Origin of the sequence: Caulobacter sp. BK020, from assembly GCF_004342605.1 — a bacterium.
GTDB lineage: Bacteria > Pseudomonadota > Alphaproteobacteria > Caulobacterales > Caulobacteraceae > Caulobacter.
The window spans coordinates 102,657-119,474 of the sequence record NZ_SLZL01000010.1 but is presented as its reverse complement, the minus strand read 5'-3'; the positions used below and the strand labels follow the sequence as shown (position 1 = coordinate 119,474).

The window sequence follows — 16,818 nt, the reverse complement described above, 5'->3', positions numbered from 1 at the left end:
TTAGTGGCGGAGAGGGTGGGATTCGAACCCACGGTGCCCTTCCAGGCACGCCGCATTTCGAGTGCGGTACATTCGACCACTCTGCCACCTCTCCAGGGGGTCTTCGCAGGCCGCCCGCAGGCGCGCCTTGAGTGAGGGCGGGATACCTAGCGGCGTCGCCCGAAGAGCGCAAGAGCCTGTGACAAGCTTTTGTGTCGCGGGACGCGGTTTCCGGGCGAGAACCCGCCGGCCTAGGCTTTCGGATAGAGAACCATCTGGGTGCAGCGGAAAAGCGCGATGGTCTTGCCGGTGGCCTCGGCGGTGACGACCGCGTCCCAGACCTGGGTGTTGCGGCCGCCGTGGACCAGGGTCGCCGCGCAGGCCACGCCGCCGCCCTCGCGCACGGTGCCCAGGAAATTGGACTTCAGCTCGATGGTGGTGAAGCCGCTGGCGCCTTCGGGCAGCGACACCACGCAGCCGTAGCCGCAGGCGCTGTCGGCCAGGGCGATGACGCTGGCGGCGTGCAGGAAGCCGTTCGGGGCCATGTGATGCTTGGCCACCGTCATGCGGCCGGTCACGCGCCCAGGGACCGCCTGCGTCCATTCCAGGCCCAGCAGGCCCGGCAGGTTGTCGGCCTGGGCGGCGGTCAGTTCGGCGCTTCGGTCTTCGGTCACGGCGGTGTCTCCCAATGCTTCGCGTCAAGTTCTTCGTATGCGAAGCATCTAGGCGCGCAGTCGGACGGGAGGCAAGTCCGTTTTTAAATAGAACTGATGTCGACCGGCTGGAAGCGCTTGCCGTCCTCGCCCTGCGGGGGCAGGCGAAAGGCGCGGATCCCCACCTGCAGGGCCGGGGCGGCCAGCGGGCCGGGCGCAGCCAGGACGGCGGCGCGGCGGGCGACGAAGGCCTCGGCGGGCACGGCGTCGCCGGCGTCGATGTTGCGGGCCTTCTGGTCGGCCACGGTGGTGTTCCAGGCGTCGGCGGCCGCGCCGGTCTGGCCGACCAGCAGGCGGGTCTGCGGCGGCAGGCCCAGCAGCCGGCGGGCGGCGGCGTGCTGGCCGGCGGCGTCGGCCCCGGGGGCGGCGCTGTCGTCCAGGCCCTGGTCCGGCGGCAGCAGGGCCGAGCCGGCGAAGACCACGTCGCCCACTTGGTAGGCCGTGGCCCCGGGCAGGCGGCCGGGCAGGGCGATGGCGGTGATCTCGATCCCGCCCATCGGCAGGGCCTCGCCGTCCTGGGCCAGCTTGTCGAAGTCCCAGCCGTCCAGGTCGACGCCGTCGCTTCCCAGCACGGGGACCAGGCGCTTGAGGCTGTCCAGCACCGGGGCGCCGATGCAGATCGACGCGCCGGTCTCGTATTTCAGGTGGCCTGCCGCCGACAGGTGGTCGGTATGCAGGCCGGTCTCCAGGATCCAGGTCGGTCCCAGGTCCTTGGCGCGGACATCGGCGATGATGGCGTCGACGAAGCCGGTGTCGATGGCCTGGGTCAGCGGGTCGTAGTCGAGAACGGGGTCGACGAACGCGCAGAGCTGGGTGGCCGGATCGGCGATCAGATAGGTCACCCGCCCGGTGGCGGGGTGGTGGAAAGCGGTGATTTCCGGCTGCATAGATCGGTCCGATGACGCCCTGAGGCGGGCACCTTGACTGCAAGCTCTTAAGTATCGGCGAACAAGATCCGCCCGTTCGTCCCCGAGGCGATCGGTCTCAGGGGCGGGGCTGCGTGCGACGCCCTAGGGGCGGGCCGCCGCCGTGCAGCTCTTGTCGCCGCGCATCTGCGTCACCCAGACCGGCTCCACATAGCGGTCGCCGTCGCGGAAGCCGGGGGCGCAGCCTTCGGGGGTGTCGGACCGGCTGCGTCCGCCGCCGCCGCGCATGTCCAGCGACAGGGCCAGGGACTGGGACGTTCCGCCGCGCGGGCCCCAGCCGTAGCCGTATCCGCCGCCGTAACCGTCGTAGCCGCCATAGCCGCCGTACCCGTAGCCGCCGTGCTTGCCGAAGTCGGTCTGGCTGACGGCGACGCCCAGGGTGCCGGTCTCGCCGATCGGGATCAGACTGGAGACATAGCCGCTGCGATAGCCGCCGGTGCCGACGCTGACGCCCACTTCGCCGTGCACCTGACGCTTGCCGTCCTTGTCCAGGGGGTAGCCGTTCACGTCGAGCTCGGCGCGCGGCGCATAGTGGATCGGATCACCCTGGACCGGCGGCGCATCGGCCATCCAGGCCGACAGCGGGTCGACGGCGGCCGGTTTGGCGCGTTCGGCCGCGTCACGGGCCTGGGCGTCGGCCTTGGCCTTCTCCAGCTCGGCCTCGGTCGGCGGACGGGTGGCGCGGGCGGCGGCGGTGGTCACCACCTCGTCGTCGGCCGAACGGGCGAGCGCGGCCCCGGGCAGGACCAGCGGCAGGGCCAGGAGCGCGGCGGCGAGGGCGATGCGGGACGGGACCATGGACGAAACCTCCGACCCCGTCACACTGGGCGCGATCTGTAACCGAATTAGGGCCTGAATGTATCGGCCAGGCAAGGTCTAGCTGGGGACGCCGTCACAGCGCTTCAAGGGCGGCTTCCAGCGCCGCCATGTCGGGCGGCGGCGGGGTCTTGAACCGCAGGGGCTGGCCGGTGATCGGGTGGACGAAGCCGAGGACGGCGGCGTGGAGGGCCTGGCGCGCGAAACCGATCCCGACCAGCGCCGCCTTGACCGGCGCGGCCGGGGCGCCGGCGCCGTAGACCGGGTCGCCCAGGCAGGGCGATCCCTTGCTGGCCATGTGCACGCGGATCTGGTGGGTGCGGCCGGTCTCCAGCCGGCAGGCCACCCGCGCGGCCAGGGGCTTGTCGGCGGCGCCGAAGGTCTTCTCGACCCGATAGTGGGTGACCGCCTCGCGGCCGCCGGCCTTCAGCACCGCCATCTTCTTGCGGTCGTGTGGCGAGCGGCCCAGGCGGGTCTCGATGGTCCCGGCGGCAGGATGCGGCGCGCCGCGGGTCAGGGCCAGGTACATGCGGTCGATGTCGTGGGCGGCGAACAGGGCCGACAGGCCCTGGTGGGCGGCGTCGGTCTTGGCCGCCACCATCACCCCGGAGGTGTCCTTGTCCAGGCGGTGGACGACTCCCGGCCGGGCCACGCCGCCGATCCCCGACAGGCTGGCCCCGCAGTGGAACAGCAGGGCGTTGACCAGGGTGCCGGTCTCGCAGCCGGGCGCGGGATGGGCGGCCATGCCCGGCGGCTTGTCGACGACGATCAGGTGGGCGTCCTCGTAGAGCACGCTGAGCGGAATGTCCTCGGGCTCGGGCTCGGCCGCGACCGGCGGCGGGACCAGCACCGCGTAGAGTCCGGCCGGGGCCTTGGCCTTGCCGTCGGCCATCGGGCGCGGCGCGGCGCCCTCGACGACCAGCGACACCTGGCCGGCGGCGATCAGGGCCTGAAGGCGAGCCCGCGACAGGTCCGGAGCGGCGGTCGCCAGGGCCTTGTCCAGCCGCTGGCCGGCCAGGTCCGGGCCCAGGGCGATCCGCAGGACCTCGCCGCCGCTGGCGCCCGCATCGGGGGCGTCCAGGTCGTCGACCTCGTCGTCGACGAGCGGCGGGATCGGGGCGGGCGGCGGGATCAAGGCGTGTTCATGGCTCCGTCATGGGTCTGTCGTATCGCGGACACCGCCCGCGCCTAACGGCTCAGGTTCTAGTCTTGCGTCCGAAGGGGATAGTCGATGCGCGTGTTCCGCACCACCTTGCTCATGACCGCCGTCAGCGGCCTGGCCCTCTGCGCCGGCGCGGCCCACGCCGCCGAGCCCGGCGCTCTGGCCGCCGAACCGGTCGATGGCCAGGTCGAGGAACTGATCGTCACCGCCCAGAAGCGCGAGCAGAAGGCCCTGGACGTGCCGATCGCCCTGACGGCCTATTCGGGCGCCATGCTCGACAGGCTGGGCGTGCAGGAGTTCGACAAGCTGTCGGCCTTCGTCCCCGGCTTCCAGGTCCAGAACCAGTCGCCCAACAACCCTGGCTTCGTGATGCGCGGCATCACCTCCGACAGCGGCGAGGCGACGGTCGAGCCGCGGGTCTCGGTGTTCCAGGACGGCGTGTCGATCTCCAAGTCGCGCGGCTCGTATGTCGAGCTGTTCGACGTCCAGCGGATCGAGGTGGCCAAGGGCCCGCAGTCCACCCTGTTCGGGCGCGGCGCGATGATCGGGGCGGTCAACATCATCCAGAACAAGGCCGATCCCAAGGCCCTGGACTGGCGGGTCGGCGCCGAGCTGGGCGACCACGGCTACGGCCTGTTCGAGGCCATGGCCAACGTGCCGCTGAGCGACACCTTCGCCCTGCGCCTGGCCGGCCGCTACAAGGAGCGCGACGGCGCCACCCCGAACGTGCTGGGCGGCCGCAACCTCGGCTCGACCGACACCGGCGCCCTGCGCCTGTCGGCTCACTGGTCGCCGACGGCCAAGCTCGACGCCGACCTGATCCTCAACTACGAGGCCGACCATCCGACCGGCACGGCGTTCAAGTCCAACAGCTTCAACCCGACCAACATCGCCACCGGCCAGGCCCTGGGCGACCGCGACCCCAACAGCCCGGCCGGCCTGTCCAGTGGCTACGGCTTCGAGGGCGGCGCGCCCCTGGGCCTCAAGCGCTTCGTGCAGGGCGCGACCGCCCTGGTCGACTACCGCTTCAACGACGCCTGGACCCTGTCGTCGATCACCGCCGCCCGCCACTTCGCCAGCGACGAGGTGTTCGACCCGGACGGCTTCTCGCTGCCGATGTTCGTGTTCGCCGAGGACGCGCGCGGCCGGCAGTACAGCCAGGAACTGCGCCTGAACTACGACAACGGCGGCAAGGTCAGCTGGTTCGGCGGCGTCAGCTATTTCGACGAGGACGCCCGGACCCGCGTGCCGCTGCAGTTCGACGAGCGCTACGCCCTGGCCCTGCTGACCGGCCAGCTGACCAAGCCCAATCCGCAACCGACGGCGGTGCTGACCAACACCGCCTTCCTGTCGACCCTGGTCGCCGGCCTGACCCAAGGCGCGGCGAGCGGGGCGGTGGCCCAGGGCATCGCCAGCAATCTGGGCGTCCACACCGAGCAGTTCACCAACTACGGCACGACGAGGTCGTGGGACGTCTATGGCGACGCCACCTGGCATGTGACCGACCGCTTCGAGCTGTCGGCCGGCCTGCGCTACACCAAGGACGACAAGTCCAGCGGCGTCGGCTCGCAGGTCAGCCAGCGCTCGATCCTGGGCGGGACGATCGGCGCGCTCAGCCTGCCGGCGGCGACGCGCCAGGCGATCCTCGGGGCCCTGGCGGTTCCGGGCGCGGCCAATATCCCGACCTCGGCCGCCTATCCGGTCCCGATGTTCGGCCTGTTCGCCCAGCCGACCACCGGCAACGGCCAGGTCTCGACCCAGGACTTCACCGACGACGGCCTGACCTGGCGCCTGGTCGGCCGCTACGAGGTGACGCCCGACGCCAGCCTCTACGCGTCCTATGCTCGCGGCCGCCGTCCCAAGGTGCTGTCCTCGGCCGCGCCCGCCGCGCCGATGTCGCCGGGCAAGTTCACGCCGGTCGCCGCCGAGACCGTCGACAGCTACGAGGCCGGCGCCAAGAGCCGGCTTCTGGACGGGCGGCTCAATGTGGAAGGCGCCGTCTACTTCTACAGCTACGACAACTTCCAGACGACGGTGCGCCAAGGCGCCCAGATCATCACCACCAACGCCGGCCAGGCGGAAAGCTACGGCTTCGAGGGCCAGGCCACCTGGCAGGCGGCCAGCTTCGCCGAGGTGTTCGCGACCTACGGCTACAACCACGGACGCTTCAAGGCCGGCATCCGCGACGGCAACCGCTTCCGCCTGTCGCCGGACAACAAGGTCTCGCTGGGCGCCAGCCTGCACGCCGACCTGCTGAACGGCCGCTTCACCTTCACGCCGATCTACGCCTGGCAGTCCAAGACCTTCTTCGACGACGACAACGACATCCCGGCCCTGCAGAAGAACAACCTGCTCCCCGACCTGGTGCAGGACGAGTTCCAGAAAAGCTACGGCCTGCTGGACCTGCGCCTGGAGTACCAGCCGTCCTTCGCCCGCTGGAAGGTCGGGGCCTTCGTGACCAACGCCACCGACGAGAAGTACGTCAAGGACGCCGGCAACACGGGCGACAGCTTCGGGATCCCGACCTTCATCGCCGGCAATCCGCGCTATTACGGCCTGACGTTCTCGCTGCGGCGATAGCCGGCTCTGGCTGGACAGACATCATCATTCCACTGTTGTCTCTGCGCGAGAGACGACCAAGCGGCGCCCCCGGGGAGTTGAACATGACCATCGACAGACGCAGGGCCCTGGCCCTCTTCGGCCTGGGCGGCGCGGGCGCGGCCGGCGAGGCCGTGGCGGCCAAGCCCCGGGCCTATTTCGCTGGCCGCGCCGCCTTCCTGCACGGCGCCGCCTCGGGCGATCCGCTGGAGGATCGCGTGGTGCTGTGGACCCGGATCACGGCCGAGGCCACGACCGCGCCGATCGCCGTGCGCTGGGACGTGGCCACCGACCCCGGCTTCAAGGCCATCGTCCGCCAGGGCCAGGCCACCGCGGTCTCGGCCCGTGACTATACGGTGAAGGTCGACGTCACCGGCCTGAAGCCGGCGACCGACTACTTCTACCGCTTCCGCTATGTCCGGAAGGGCAAGCCGTTCGGCAAGGCCGTGGGCGGGCGCACCCGCACCCTGCCCAAGGGCCAGGTCCGCGACGTGGTGCTGGCCGTGGTCTCGTGCAGTCTCTACCCGAACGGCTATTTCAACGCCTATGACGCCATCGCCAAGCTGCCGCGCGTCGACGCCGTGCTGCACCTGGGCGACTACATCTACGAATACGGCGCCGCGCCCGGCGACTACGGCATGACCTCGCCGACCGCCAGGACCCGCGCGCCCGACCCGCCGCACGAGCTGCTCAGCCTGGCCGACTACCGTCGCCGCCACGCCCTCTACAAGACAGATCCCGCCCTGCAGGCCGCCCACGCCCGCGCGCCGTGGATCGTGGTCTGGGACGACCACGAGACCGCCGACAACAGCTGGATCGGCGGGGCCGAGAACCACCAGCCCGGCCCGATTTCTCAAGGAGGGGAGGGCGACTGGGCCAAGCGCAAGGCGGCCGGGATCAAGGCCTATTACGAGTGGATGCCGATCCGCGAGCCGGCGCCCGGGACCCTGCCCGAGGCCTCCTGGCGGCGCTTCCAGTTCGGCGACGTGGCCACCCTGCTGATGACCGAGACCCGGCTGACGGCCCGCACCCACCAGCTGGACTACGGCCGCGACCTGGCCGGGGCCGACGGCAAGCCCGACCTGGCCGCCTTCGCCGCCAAGCTGGCCGATCCCGACCGGCGGATGATGGGCCAGGGCCAGGAGCAGTGGCTGGCCCGCGAGGTCGACGCCTCGATGAAGGCCGGCACGGCCTGGCAGGTGCTGGGCAACCAGGTGGTGATGGCCCGGGTGGTCCCGCCCGACCTTAAGGCGACCCTGGGCGAGGCGGCCTATGCGGCCCTGCTGGCCAAGCTGCCCGCCTATGTCGCCAAGCCGGTGGAGGAGAGCCGGGCCCTGTCCCAGGCCGGCCTGCCCGGCAACCTGGACGCCTGGGACGGCTATCCGGCCGACCGGGCCCGGGTCCACGACATTTTCAAGGCCTACAAGGCCCGGCCGGTGGTGCTGTCGGGCGACAGCCACGCCTTCTGGGTCAACGAGCTGTGGGACGACGCGGGCGCCACGCGGGTTGCGGCCGAGTTCGGCGTCACCTCGGTGACCTCGCCCGGCTATGGCGACTACCTGCCCGGCGTTCCGCTGGGCCCGGCCTACGTGGCGCGCAACAAGGAGGTGAAGTTCACCGACCAGGCCGCCAAGGGCTTCCTGCTGCTGACCCTCGAGCACGGCCGGGCGACTGGCGAGCTGATCGCGGTGTCGACGATCCTCGATCCCCAGTACGAGACCCGGGTGCTCAAGCGCTTCGTCGTGACGCCGGGCGACGGCGGCGGGGTCAAGGCGCTGGCCGAGGGTTAGGTTTAAAAACCCGCTCATCCCGGCGAACGCCGGGACCCAGATCCCGAAGCCGCGTGGATGATTGGAAGGGCTCGGCGCTCATGGCGTCAGGCTCAAAGCCATCCCATCTGGGTCCCGGCATTCGCCGGGATGAGCGGATTCATCTGGCATCTTTGAGTCGCCCCCTCACCCGATCCGCATCGACAGCTCGACGTCTTCGGCGAACGGCGTGGAGAGGTAGCCGCTGGCCGGCGAGCGCACGCGGGCCAGGTAGTCGGGGCTGTAGTCGGCGTTGTCGGCGACGATCAGCGATCCCGGCCGCAGGCGGCTTTCCACCAGGCTCAGGATGTCGGGATACAGCGCCTTGGCGCCGTCCAGCAGCAACAGGTCGACCGTCTCGGGCAGGTCGACGCTCAGGGTCTGCAGGGCGTCGCCCTGGCGGATCTCGACCAGGTCGATCAGGCCGCCGGCTCTCAGGTTGCCCCGGGCCCGCTCGATCTTGGACGGCTCGAACTCGCTGGTGATCAGCACGCCGCCGCCGTTGTCGCGCAAGGCCGCGGCCAGGTAGAGGGTCGAGACGCCGAACGAGGTCCCGAACTCGACGATCGTCCGGGCGTGGCGGCTGCGGGCCAGCATGTAGAGCAGCAGGCCGGTCTCGCGGGACACGGGCAGCGGGAAGTCCTTCATCTGGCTGTAGAAGTCGAGATAGTCGGTCTTGCTCTGCATCAGGCGCCGATGCTGTTCGACCGACAGGGCCGCCGCCAGGGGACTGCTCATCGGCGAGGCGGCGTCGGCCTCCTCGAACAGACGGTCCAGCAGGGGCGCCACCGGCGCGGCGGTCAGGGTGTTCATGGGAAATTCCGGTCTGAAAGGCGCGTCCTTGCGCCGCCCCGAAAAATGCGACTAATTCGTCAGATTGACTATTCGCATCGCCCCAGACCCTGATGACCGAGCGCCCAAGTCCCCGGATTTCCTCGCGAAAGCAGCCGCAGCAGGCCCGTTCGACGGAACTGGTTTCCGCCATTCTGGAGGCGGCTGTTCAGGTTCTGGCCAAGGAGGGCGCGGGGCGCTTCACCACGGCGCGGGTGGCCGAGAAGGCCGGGGTCAGCGTCGGCTCGGTCTATCAGTACTTCCCCAACAAGGCCGCGATCCTGTTCCGGCTGCAGAGCGACGAATGGCGCCAGACCACCCATCTGCTGCGAGCCATCCTTGAGGACATCCAGCGCCCGCCGTTCGAGCGGTTGCGCACCCTGGTCCACGCCTTCATCCGCTCCGAATGCGAGGAAGCCGAAATGCGCGTGGCGCTCAACGACGCCGCGCCGCTCTATCGCGACGCGCCCGAGGCTCAGGACGCCAAGGCGGCGGGCGCCGACATCGTCCAGGGCTTCCTGCGCGAGGTGCTGCCCGGAACCTCGGAGACCCAGCGGGCCTTGGCCGGCGACCTGATCAAGGCCACGCTCAGCCAGGTTGGCAAGGCGTTCTCGGAGACGCCGCGGACCGAGGCCGAGATCGTGGCTTACAGCGACGCCATGGCCGACATGTTCCAGGCCTATCTGCGAGGGCTTGGTGGCGGTGGAGGGGATGATGGGCGCCCAGGTTCGTCCTCGTCCTTCGACAAGCTCAGGATGAGGACGAACTCAACGACGGTTCGGTAAAGCCCTCATCCTGAGCCTGTCGAAGGACGAGGGTTTCGCACGGCGTTGCAGCCGCCCAAGTCGGCCCGGCGACATGGAAAGCGGTTTCGGCAGGCGCGCGCCCCTACCGCCGCTCCAGCGCGATCCGCACGCCGAACGCCAGGAACACCCCGCCGGTCGCCCGGTCCAGCCACCTGACCACGCCTGGCCGGCGCAGGACCCTGGCGATCGGGGCGGTGGCCAGGATCAGGCCGCCGGCCCAGGCCAGGCCCATGACCACGTGGATCGCGGTCAGCAGCAGGCCGAAGGCGGCGGGGCTGGCGCCGGCCGGGATGAACTGCGGCAGGAACGACACGTAGAACACCCCGACCTTGGGATTGAGCAGGTTGTTCCAGAGCCCCTTGGCCAGGGCCGCGGCCAGACCGCCCGCGGGCGGGGCCGCGCTCGCTCCGGTCTCGAAGCGCTCGCGCGGCCGGCGCAACAGGTCGACGCCGAGCCAGACCAGATAGGCCGCGCCGGCCCATTTCAGGATCGTATAGGCGGCGTGCGAGGCGACCAGCAGAGCCCCGGCCCCGAACGCCGCCGCCGCGCCCCAGGCCAGGCAGCCCAGGCCGATCCCGACCGACACGGCGGCGGCGCGCCGCCAGCCCTCGGCCGCGGCCGTGCGCAGAATCAACGCGGTGTCCAGGCCGGGGGTGATGGTCAGGAGGCCCGCGGCCAGGGCGAAGGCGATCAGGGCTTGGGCGGTGGTCATGCGGATCTTGTCCGCCGCACTCGCGATCGCCGCAAGGGTCAGCTGATGATCCGGCCGATCGCGGCGGCCGCCGCCTGCCAGGCCGGCGACTCGGCGACCTGGACCTGGGTCAGGTGCAGGACCACCATGATCGCGCCGCCGATCAGATAGACGGGATGGGGACGGCCGCGGGTGCGCCAGTCCACCCACATGGCCACCAGCAGCAGGATGTCGCCGATCAGCGCCGGCGGCACGGCGACGAACACCGGCGGGGCGAACACCGCGGGCAGGCCGGTCGGCGGCGCGGGCGGCGGCGGGGCCGACGGCGCCAGCAGGGTCAGGAACCAGCGGGCGATCGGCGCGCCCAGCAGCGAGATCGTGGCCAGCAGAAGCAGGCGCTTGTGAGTCTCCGGTCGCCGGACCTCGACGATCGCCAAGGCGAACGCGCCGACGAAGAAGGCCAGACCGCCGATGCTCACCCAGGCGAACGCCCGCACCCCGTGCGCCAGGCCTTCGGGCTGGCCGGGCAGCGAGGCCTGGGAGATCCGCCATGAAACAATGGCCGTGACGACGAACACCATGGCGGTGGCGATGGACACGCCCAGCACGCCCCAGGTGCGGTGAGCCAGGGTCTTGCCCCGCGCCACCAGCCAGGTCTGGGTGCAGAAGAACGCCATCCAGGCGAACAGCACCAGACCGTGGATATGGACCAGCGGCGGACCCCTGAACCGGCCCTGGGCCAGCGGCATGAAATAGGTCGGCATGAAGCCCAGCACGGCGATGATCAGGCAGGTCAGCGCCATGGTGAAATAGAATTGGCGCGAGACGTTCGCCCGCGCACCGGTCTGCAAAGCCGCTTCGGCCATGTCCGCCCCTCGAAACCCCGGAGCGACGATGACACGGATCCGCGCCCGCCCGCAACTTTGGCCGAACGCTGTTCCTTGGGGATTTCTTGACGTGGTCTGCACGCGCCCTGGCCGCCGGCTCCATGCGGGCGACCCAGGATGGCGCGATGAGACCAGCCCTAAGCCTCGCGCTCGACCAGCGCGCCGTTCTCCCAGACGCGGTAGAAGCACGAGCGGAAGCCCACGTGGCAGGCGCCGCCGTCGCCCTGGGGACGGACCTTGATCAGCACCGCGTCCTGGTCGCAGTCGATCCGCAGTTCGGTGACGACCTGCAGCTGGCCGCTGGTCTCGCCCTTCTTCCACAGGCTGTCGCGCGAGCGGCTGAAATAGTGGGCGACGCCGGTGTCGAGGGTCAGCTTCAGCGCCTCGTCGTTCATCCAGGCGAACATCAGGATCTCGCCGGTGTCGGCGTGCTGGGCGATGGCGGCGACCAGGCCGTTGGCGTCGAAGCGCGGCGTGATCGCGGCGCCGCGCTCCAGGGTGGTCTTGTCGGCGGCGGGCGGGAAGATCTGCGAGGTCATGGGACGACATATGGCGCCCCCTCGCCGGGCGTCAAAGCGTGGATCAAGGATCGGGTGGCGGCGCTGGACGCCTGGGCGCGGCCCTGGGCCGAGCGTTCGCGTCTCAACGGCTGGACCTACGAGTTCTTGCTGTTCGGCCTCAAGCAGGCCTGGGCCTGCCTGTTCGGCGGGCTGATACTGGTCCTGATCGTCGGCACCCACCTGTGGTGGCCCAAGGACACGGTGCTGGCGCGCTACGACTTTCTCGTCCTGGCCTCGGTGGCCATCCAGGCCGGCCTGCTGGCTCTGAAGCTGGAACGCTGGGACGAGGCGGCGGTGATCGGCGTCTTCCACGTGGTCGGCACGGTGATGGAGGTGTTCAAGACCGCCCACGGCTCGTGGATCTATCCGGAAGCCGGCCTGCTGAAGATCGCCGGCGTGCCGCTGTTCAGCGGCTTCATGTACGCCTGCGTCGGCAGCTACATCGCCCGGGTCTGGCGCCTGATGGACTTCCGGTTCACCGGCTATCCGCCGGTCTGGACCACCTGGACCCTGGCGGTGCTGGCCTATCTGAACTTCTTCACCCACCACTACGGTCCCGACATCCGGATCGGCCTGTTCGCGGCCTCGGCGGTTCTGTTTCGCCGGACCTGGGTCGTGTTCACGCCCGACCGGACGCCGCGTCGCATGCCGCTGCTGGTCGGCTTCGTCCTGGTGGCGCTGTTCATCTGGCTGGCCGAGAACCTGGGCACCCTGGCCGGCGCCTGGGCCTATCCCAGCCAGCGCCACGGCTGGTCGATGGTGCCGATCGGCAAGCTGGGCGCCTGGTACCTGCTGATGCTGCTCAGCTACGTGCTGGTGACGGCGGCGCATCGGCCCAGGCGGGCGCCGTGACCCGACGATCAAGTTTCGAAGATCGTCCGAACGACGCCGAGCAGAGTTTCGAGCTCGTCGGCGGCCAGCGCGCCCAACTTCTTGCGCAGGCGACGCCGATCGATCGAGCGCATCTGATCCGGCACGAGCAAGCCGTCCTTGCCGTTGAACACGACCGGCACGCGAAAGGATGTGACCCAGCCCTTGGTCGTCATCGGCACGACCAGAAGCGTTCGCACCGTGGTGTTCAGTTCGTTCGGCGAGACGATGACGCAAGGCCGGGTCTTCTGAATCTCGCGACCGATGGTCGGATCGAAATTGGCGAGCCAGACCTCGCCCCGGGCCACGTCGCCCCCGGTCACCATTCGCCGTCCCATTCCTCGTCGTCAAAGTCATTGCCGAACTCGGGCCAGACAGGCTCGTCGGCGCCGGCCTCGGCCATGGCGCGGGCCTCAGCCTCCCAGCCCTCGCGGGGATGTTTCTTCGGCGCGGCGACGATGATGATGCGGTCGTCTTCCAGCGTCACGTCCACGGGATCGCCGGCCTCGGCGCCGATGCCGGCGAGCATGGGTTTGGGCAGGATCACGCCCGCCGAATTGCCGATCTTGCGCACCGAGGATCGCATGGCGTCGTCTCCGTTGGAACGGAGTTATAACATCTTATGGCTTCGCCTTCCAGATCGGCGTCCCGTCCCCCGGCAGGCCCAGCCGGGCCCACTTCTCGCTGACCGCGTCGATCACCGCCTGGTCCATCCGGATCTCGTTCCCCCATTCGCGGTGGGTCTCGGGCGGCAGCTTGTCGGTGGCGTCCAGGCCGATCTTGCTGCCCAGGCCGCTCTGCGGCGAGGCGAAGTCGAGATAGTCGATGGGCGTGTTCTCGATCACCGTGATGTCCCGCGCCGGGTCCATCTTGGTGCTGATCGCCCACATCACGTCCTTCCAGTCGCGGGCGTTGATGTCGTGGTCCACGACGATCACCCACTTGGTGTACATGAACTGGCGCAGATAGCTCCAGACGCCCAGCATCACCCGCTTGGCGTGGCCGGGATAGGCCTTCTTCATCGACACCACGGCGATGCGGTAGCTGCAGCCCTCGGGCGGCAGCCAGAAGTCGACGATCTCGGGGAACTGCTGGCGGATCAGTGGGATGAACACCTCGTTCAGCGCCTCTCCGAGTACGGACGGTTCATCCGGCGGCCGGCCCGTGAAGGTGGTCAGGTAGATCGGCTGCTTCCTCATGGTGATCGCCGTCACCTGGAAGACCGGGAACGTCTCGACGCTGTTGTAGTAGCCGGTGTGGTCGCCATAGGGGCCTTCGTCCTCGTATTCGTCGAGCAGGACGTGGCCCTCGATGACGATCTCGGCGTGGGCCGGCACCATCAGCGGCACGGTCTTGGCCGGGACCAGGTCGACCTTGGCCCCGCGCAGCAGGCCGGCGAACTGGTATTCGGACAGGGTGTCGGGCACCGGGGTCACGGCGGCCAGGATGGTGCCGGGATCGGCGCCCAGCACGGCGCAGGCGGGCAGGGGCTCGCGGTTGCCGGCCTTCTTGTGACGGGCGTAATGCTGGGCCCCGCCGCGATGGGCCAGCCAGCGCATGATGCAGCGGTCCTTGGAGAGCACCTGCATGCGGTAGATGCCCAGGTTGAAGTCGTCCTCGCGGTCCTTGCCCGGACCCTTGGTGACCACCAGCGGCCAGGTGATCAGCGGCGCCGGCTCGCCCGGCCAGCAGGTCTGCACCGGCAGCTTGGACAGGTCGATCTGGTCGCCGGTCAGCACCACGTCCTGCACCGGGGCCTTCTTCACCGTCCCCGGCCGCATGGCCATCACGGTCTTGGCCAGGGGCAGCAGGTCCAGGGCGTCCTTCAGGCCCTTGGGCGGCTGGGGTTGGCGCAGGAAGGCCAAAAGCTCGCCGACCTCGCGCAGTTCGCCGGCCGTGGTGCGCGGCTCGCCGCCCAGGGTGACGCCCATGGCCACCCGCCTGACCGTGCCGAACAGGTTGGCCAGGGCCGGCATCGGCGACGGCGTCCCGTCCGGCAGCAGGACGGTCTCGAACAGCACCGCCGGACCGCCGGTCGCCAGCAGGCGGGTCTGGATCTCGGTCATCTCCAGCACGGTCGAGACCGGCTCCTTGACCCGCACCAGCTCGCCCTTCGCCTCAAGGACGTCGATGAATTCGCGAAGCGAGCGATAGGCCATGGGGGCGGACTCCTGAACGGCGCGGACCCTAGAGGCCGCCCCGCCCCCGGGCAAGGTCGCGCCGCCAAGCTCGGCCCTAGGCGCCGCGCCGGCGGCGTGATCTCTGGCTCAACGACATTGGAGGTTGCAGCAGGATGACCGACTTTCTCAGCGAGGCCGAACCCGCCGATCCCCGCGCCGTCCGCCGGGCGACGATCGTGCGCCTAGCCACGGGCCTGGCCCAGGGCCTGCTGCTGTACGGTCTCTACCGGGCCGACAGGTCCCACGCCTGGCCGGCCACCCAGCGCGAGGTCTACGGGGCCCTGCTGCTGATCTTCCTGTTCACGCCGTTCGTGGTGCAGGCTGGGGTCTCGGCCCTGCGCTGGCGCACCCTGGCGGCCTGGAAGGCCGTGGCCGCCCTGGTCGCCGGCGGCCTCGGCGCCTATGGCGTGTGGAGTGGCGATCCGGCCGCCAGGGGCGTCGACGCCCTGGGACCGCAGACCTTCTTCGCGGTCGCCGCCCTGATCTTCATCGGCCACCACCTGGTCCAGCCGGCCGACATCGAGCGGCGGCGCATCGCGGCCTACCCGACCTATTTCGACGTCACCTGGAAGCACGGGGTGCAGGGGGCGCTGTCGGTGGGCTTCACCGGCGCCTTCTGGCTGCTGCTGTTCCTGGCCGCGGCGCTGTTCAAGCTGATCGGTGTCGAGGCCATCGACAAGCTGATCAAGCATGAGGCCTTCGCCTTTCCCGCCACCGCCGTGATGTTCGCCGCCGCCGTCCAGCTGACCGACGTGCGGGCCAATCTGGTGCGCGGGGTGCGGACCGTGGCCCTGACCCTGCTGTCCTGGCTGCTGCCGCTGATGACCCTGATCGCCGCGGCCTTCCTGGCGACCCTGCCGTTCACCGGGCTTGAGCCGCTGTGGAGGACCAAGAGCGCCACGGCCATCCTGCTGGTGGCCGACGCCTTCCTGATCCTGCTGACCAACGCCGCCTACCAGGACGGGACCGAGCGGGCCGCCGTGGTGCTGAAGTGGGCGGCGCGGCTGGCCGGCCTGCTGCTGGTTCCGATCACGGGGCTGGCCGCCTACGGCCTGAGCTTGCGCATCGGCCAGTACGGCCTCAGCCCCGACCGGATCATCGCCGCCGCCTGCGTGCTGGTCGCGGCCGGCTATGCGCTGGGCTACGCGGTCGCCGCCGTGCGGCCGGGGGCCTGGATGCGGACGCTGGAGGCCACCAACATCGCCATGGCTTTCGGGGTGATCGTGGTGCTGCTGGCCTTGTTCACGCCGTTAGCCGATCCCCGGCGGCTGTCGGTGAGTGATCAGGTGGCGCGGTTGCACGCCGGCAAGGCCAGCCCGGCGGCTTTCGACTATCAGTTCCTGCGTTTCGACGCCGGGCGAGCGGGCCGCGATGCGTTGGAACGCCTGAGGGCGGATCCAAGCGCCGAGATCGCCAAGCGCGCGAAGGCGGCCGAGGCCCAGACCGAGCGGCTTTACAATGCCGAGCCGAACCCGCCCCCGCGCCCCCCGCGGATCGCCTTCCATCCAGCGGACGCACGTCCGCCAGAGGGGTTCTTATCCATTATTCCGGAAGAGCCGCGGTTCGGCGGCTGCCTGTCCGGCGCTTTGGACTGCGACGCGCAGTTGCTCGACGTCACGGGCGACGGTCAACCCGAAGTCCTGGTTTCCCCGGGCTGGCCGATCGAGGTCTACGGCGCGGTCGCGGGTGGTGCGTGGCGCAAGCTGGGAAGCTTTCAGCCGCCGTGCAGCGGCTTCGACTCACGAGCGGCGATCCGCGAAGGCCGCCTGGGCGCGGCGACGCCGGCGGTCCGGGATCTGATTTCACCGCAAGGCGCGATGCGCTTTGAAAAAGAACTCGAAGCGTGTCCTCGCGAGAATAGGAAGTAGGGACAACGGTGGCTGCCATCCACGCCGCTCCTCGCAGCGGCCGGGGACGCGCCCTTGCGGCGTGTCCCCATCGGCAAGCGCGGCGTCTGGAATTGGGGACACGCCGCGAGGGCGTGTCCCCGG

At 70.0% G+C, this 16,818-nt stretch carries 16 protein-coding genes and 1 tRNA gene; 5 read left to right on the top strand and 12 right to left on the bottom strand.

What is annotated here, in order from left to right:
- Positions 1-4: 4 nt before the first annotated feature.
- The 5 genes from EV278_RS14170 to EV278_RS14150 all read right to left on the bottom strand — a co-directional run bounded on the left by EV278_RS14170 (position 5) and on the right by EV278_RS14150 (position 3,569).
- Positions 5-94, bottom strand: a tRNA-Ser gene (locus tag EV278_RS14170).
- Positions 95-230: 136 nt separating this feature from the next.
- Positions 231-653 (bottom strand): PaaI family thioesterase, encoded by a 423-nt coding sequence (locus tag EV278_RS14165; RefSeq protein ID WP_132092495.1) that lies wholly within the window; start codon positions 651-653, stop codon positions 231-233.
- A gap of 83 nt (positions 654-736) precedes the next feature.
- A complete protein-coding gene (locus EV278_RS14160; protein ID WP_132092492.1) occupies positions 737-1,579 on the bottom strand; it encodes an MBL fold metallo-hydrolase in 843 nt (280 codons plus the stop codon).
- 123 nt (positions 1,580-1,702) lie between these two features.
- Positions 1,703-2,416, bottom strand: a complete 714-nt coding sequence (locus tag EV278_RS14155) for a hypothetical protein (RefSeq protein ID WP_132092489.1) — start codon at positions 2,414-2,416, stop codon at positions 1,703-1,705.
- A gap of 94 nt (positions 2,417-2,510) precedes the next feature.
- Complete coding sequence (locus tag EV278_RS14150) at positions 2,511-3,569, bottom strand: RluA family pseudouridine synthase (RefSeq protein WP_243692202.1); 1,059 nt, start codon at positions 3,567-3,569, stop codon at positions 2,511-2,513.
- A gap of 96 nt (positions 3,570-3,665) precedes the next feature.
- On the opposite strand from EV278_RS14150, the gene EV278_RS14145 reads away from it, so the two are divergent.
- Both EV278_RS14145 and EV278_RS14140 read left to right on the top strand, forming a co-directional pair.
- Positions 3,666-6,176, top strand: a complete 2,511-nt coding sequence (locus EV278_RS14145) for a TonB-dependent receptor (protein WP_132092486.1) — start codon at positions 3,666-3,668, stop codon at positions 6,174-6,176.
- A gap of 83 nt (positions 6,177-6,259) precedes the next feature.
- The gene (locus tag EV278_RS14140) at positions 6,260-7,984 is read left to right on the top strand and encodes an alkaline phosphatase D family protein (protein ID WP_132092483.1); all 1,725 of its coding nucleotides are present in this window, start codon (positions 6,260-6,262) and stop codon (positions 7,982-7,984) included.
- Between the two features lie 165 nt (positions 7,985-8,149).
- Here EV278_RS14140 and EV278_RS14135 read toward each other — a convergent pair whose 3' ends face one another.
- Positions 8,150-8,815 (bottom strand): O-methyltransferase, encoded by a 666-nt coding sequence (locus tag EV278_RS14135; RefSeq protein WP_132092480.1) that lies wholly within the window; start codon positions 8,813-8,815, stop codon positions 8,150-8,152.
- 92 nt (positions 8,816-8,907) lie between these two features.
- On the opposite strand from EV278_RS14135, the gene EV278_RS14130 reads away from it, so the two are divergent.
- Positions 8,908-9,618, top strand: a complete 711-nt coding sequence (locus tag EV278_RS14130; RefSeq protein WP_132092477.1) for a TetR family transcriptional regulator — start codon at positions 8,908-8,910, stop codon at positions 9,616-9,618.
- Between the two features lie 103 nt (positions 9,619-9,721).
- Here the strand turns inward: EV278_RS14130 and EV278_RS14125 are convergent, their stop codons facing one another.
- From EV278_RS14125 to hisI, 3 genes are all read right to left on the bottom strand, one after another.
- Positions 9,722-10,351, bottom strand: a complete 630-nt coding sequence (locus EV278_RS14125; protein ID WP_132092475.1) for a LysE family translocator — start codon at positions 10,349-10,351, stop codon at positions 9,722-9,724.
- A gap of 38 nt (positions 10,352-10,389) precedes the next feature.
- On the bottom strand, positions 10,390-11,196 hold the full coding sequence (locus EV278_RS14120) for a hypothetical protein (RefSeq protein ID WP_132092472.1): 807 nt from the start codon (positions 11,194-11,196) through the stop codon (positions 10,390-10,392).
- Between the two features lie 158 nt (positions 11,197-11,354).
- On the bottom strand, positions 11,355-11,756 hold the full coding sequence (gene hisI / locus EV278_RS14115) for a phosphoribosyl-AMP cyclohydrolase (RefSeq protein ID WP_132092469.1): 402 nt from the start codon (positions 11,754-11,756) through the stop codon (positions 11,355-11,357).
- Positions 11,757-11,810: 54 nt separating this feature from the next.
- Between hisI and EV278_RS14110 the strand changes: the two genes are divergently transcribed.
- Positions 11,811-12,629 (top strand): DUF817 domain-containing protein, encoded by an 819-nt coding sequence (locus EV278_RS14110; protein ID WP_132092466.1) that lies wholly within the window; start codon positions 11,811-11,813, stop codon positions 12,627-12,629.
- A gap of 8 nt (positions 12,630-12,637) precedes the next feature.
- On the opposite strand, the gene EV278_RS14105 is transcribed toward EV278_RS14110, so the two are convergent.
- The 3 genes from EV278_RS14105 to EV278_RS14095 are packed head-to-tail and all read right to left on the bottom strand — an operon-like array spanning position 12,638 to position 14,806.
- On the bottom strand, positions 12,638-12,955 hold the full coding sequence (locus tag EV278_RS14105) for a type II toxin-antitoxin system PemK/MazF family toxin (RefSeq protein ID WP_207905489.1): 318 nt from the start codon (positions 12,953-12,955) through the stop codon (positions 12,638-12,640).
- An 11-nt stretch (positions 12,956-12,966) separates the two neighbouring features.
- The gene (locus EV278_RS14100) at positions 12,967-13,233 is read right to left on the bottom strand and encodes an AbrB/MazE/SpoVT family DNA-binding domain-containing protein (protein WP_132092460.1); all 267 of its coding nucleotides are present in this window, start codon (positions 13,231-13,233) and stop codon (positions 12,967-12,969) included.
- A gap of 34 nt (positions 13,234-13,267) precedes the next feature.
- Entirely contained in the window at positions 13,268-14,806 is a 1,539-nt protein-coding gene (locus EV278_RS14095) for a UbiD family decarboxylase (protein WP_132092448.1), read from the bottom strand.
- Between the two features lie 134 nt (positions 14,807-14,940).
- On the opposite strand from EV278_RS14095, the gene EV278_RS14090 reads away from it, so the two are divergent.
- Positions 14,941-16,695, top strand: coding sequence for a DUF4153 domain-containing protein (locus EV278_RS14090; protein WP_132092445.1), 1,755 nt, complete (start codon positions 14,941-14,943; stop codon positions 16,693-16,695).
- Positions 16,696-16,818: the final 123 nt, after the last annotated feature.

Excerpts from the sequence above, each read along its gene's own strand:
- EV278_RS14160 (WP_132092492.1), bottom strand. The coding sequence starts at position 1,579 with ATGCAGCCGGAAATCACCGCTTTCCACCACCCCGCCACCGGGCGGGTG.
- EV278_RS14155 (WP_132092489.1), bottom strand. The coding sequence starts at position 2,416 with ATGGTCCCGTCCCGCATCGCCCTCGCCGCCGCGCTCCTGGCCCTGCCG.
- EV278_RS14145 (WP_132092486.1), top strand. The coding sequence starts at position 3,666 with ATGCGCGTGTTCCGCACCACCTTGCTCATGACCGCCGTCAGCGGCCTG.
- EV278_RS14140 (WP_132092483.1), top strand. The coding sequence starts at position 6,260 with ATGACCATCGACAGACGCAGGGCCCTGGCCCTCTTCGGCCTGGGCGGC.
- EV278_RS14135 (WP_132092480.1), bottom strand. The coding sequence starts at position 8,815 with ATGAACACCCTGACCGCCGCGCCGGTGGCGCCCCTGCTGGACCGTCTG.
- EV278_RS14130 (WP_132092477.1), top strand. The coding sequence starts at position 8,908 with ATGACCGAGCGCCCAAGTCCCCGGATTTCCTCGCGAAAGCAGCCGCAG.
- EV278_RS14125 (WP_132092475.1), bottom strand. The coding sequence starts at position 10,351 with ATGACCACCGCCCAAGCCCTGATCGCCTTCGCCCTGGCCGCGGGCCTC.
- EV278_RS14120 (WP_132092472.1), bottom strand. The coding sequence starts at position 11,196 with ATGGCCGAAGCGGCTTTGCAGACCGGTGCGCGGGCGAACGTCTCGCGC.
- hisI (WP_132092469.1), bottom strand. The coding sequence starts at position 11,756 with ATGACCTCGCAGATCTTCCCGCCCGCCGCCGACAAGACCACCCTGGAG.
- EV278_RS14100 (WP_132092460.1), bottom strand. The coding sequence starts at position 13,233 with ATGCGATCCTCGGTGCGCAAGATCGGCAATTCGGCGGGCGTGATCCTG.
- EV278_RS14095 (WP_132092448.1), bottom strand. The coding sequence starts at position 14,806 with ATGGCCTATCGCTCGCTTCGCGAATTCATCGACGTCCTTGAGGCGAAG.
- EV278_RS14090 (WP_132092445.1), top strand. The coding sequence starts at position 14,941 with ATGACCGACTTTCTCAGCGAGGCCGAACCCGCCGATCCCCGCGCCGTC.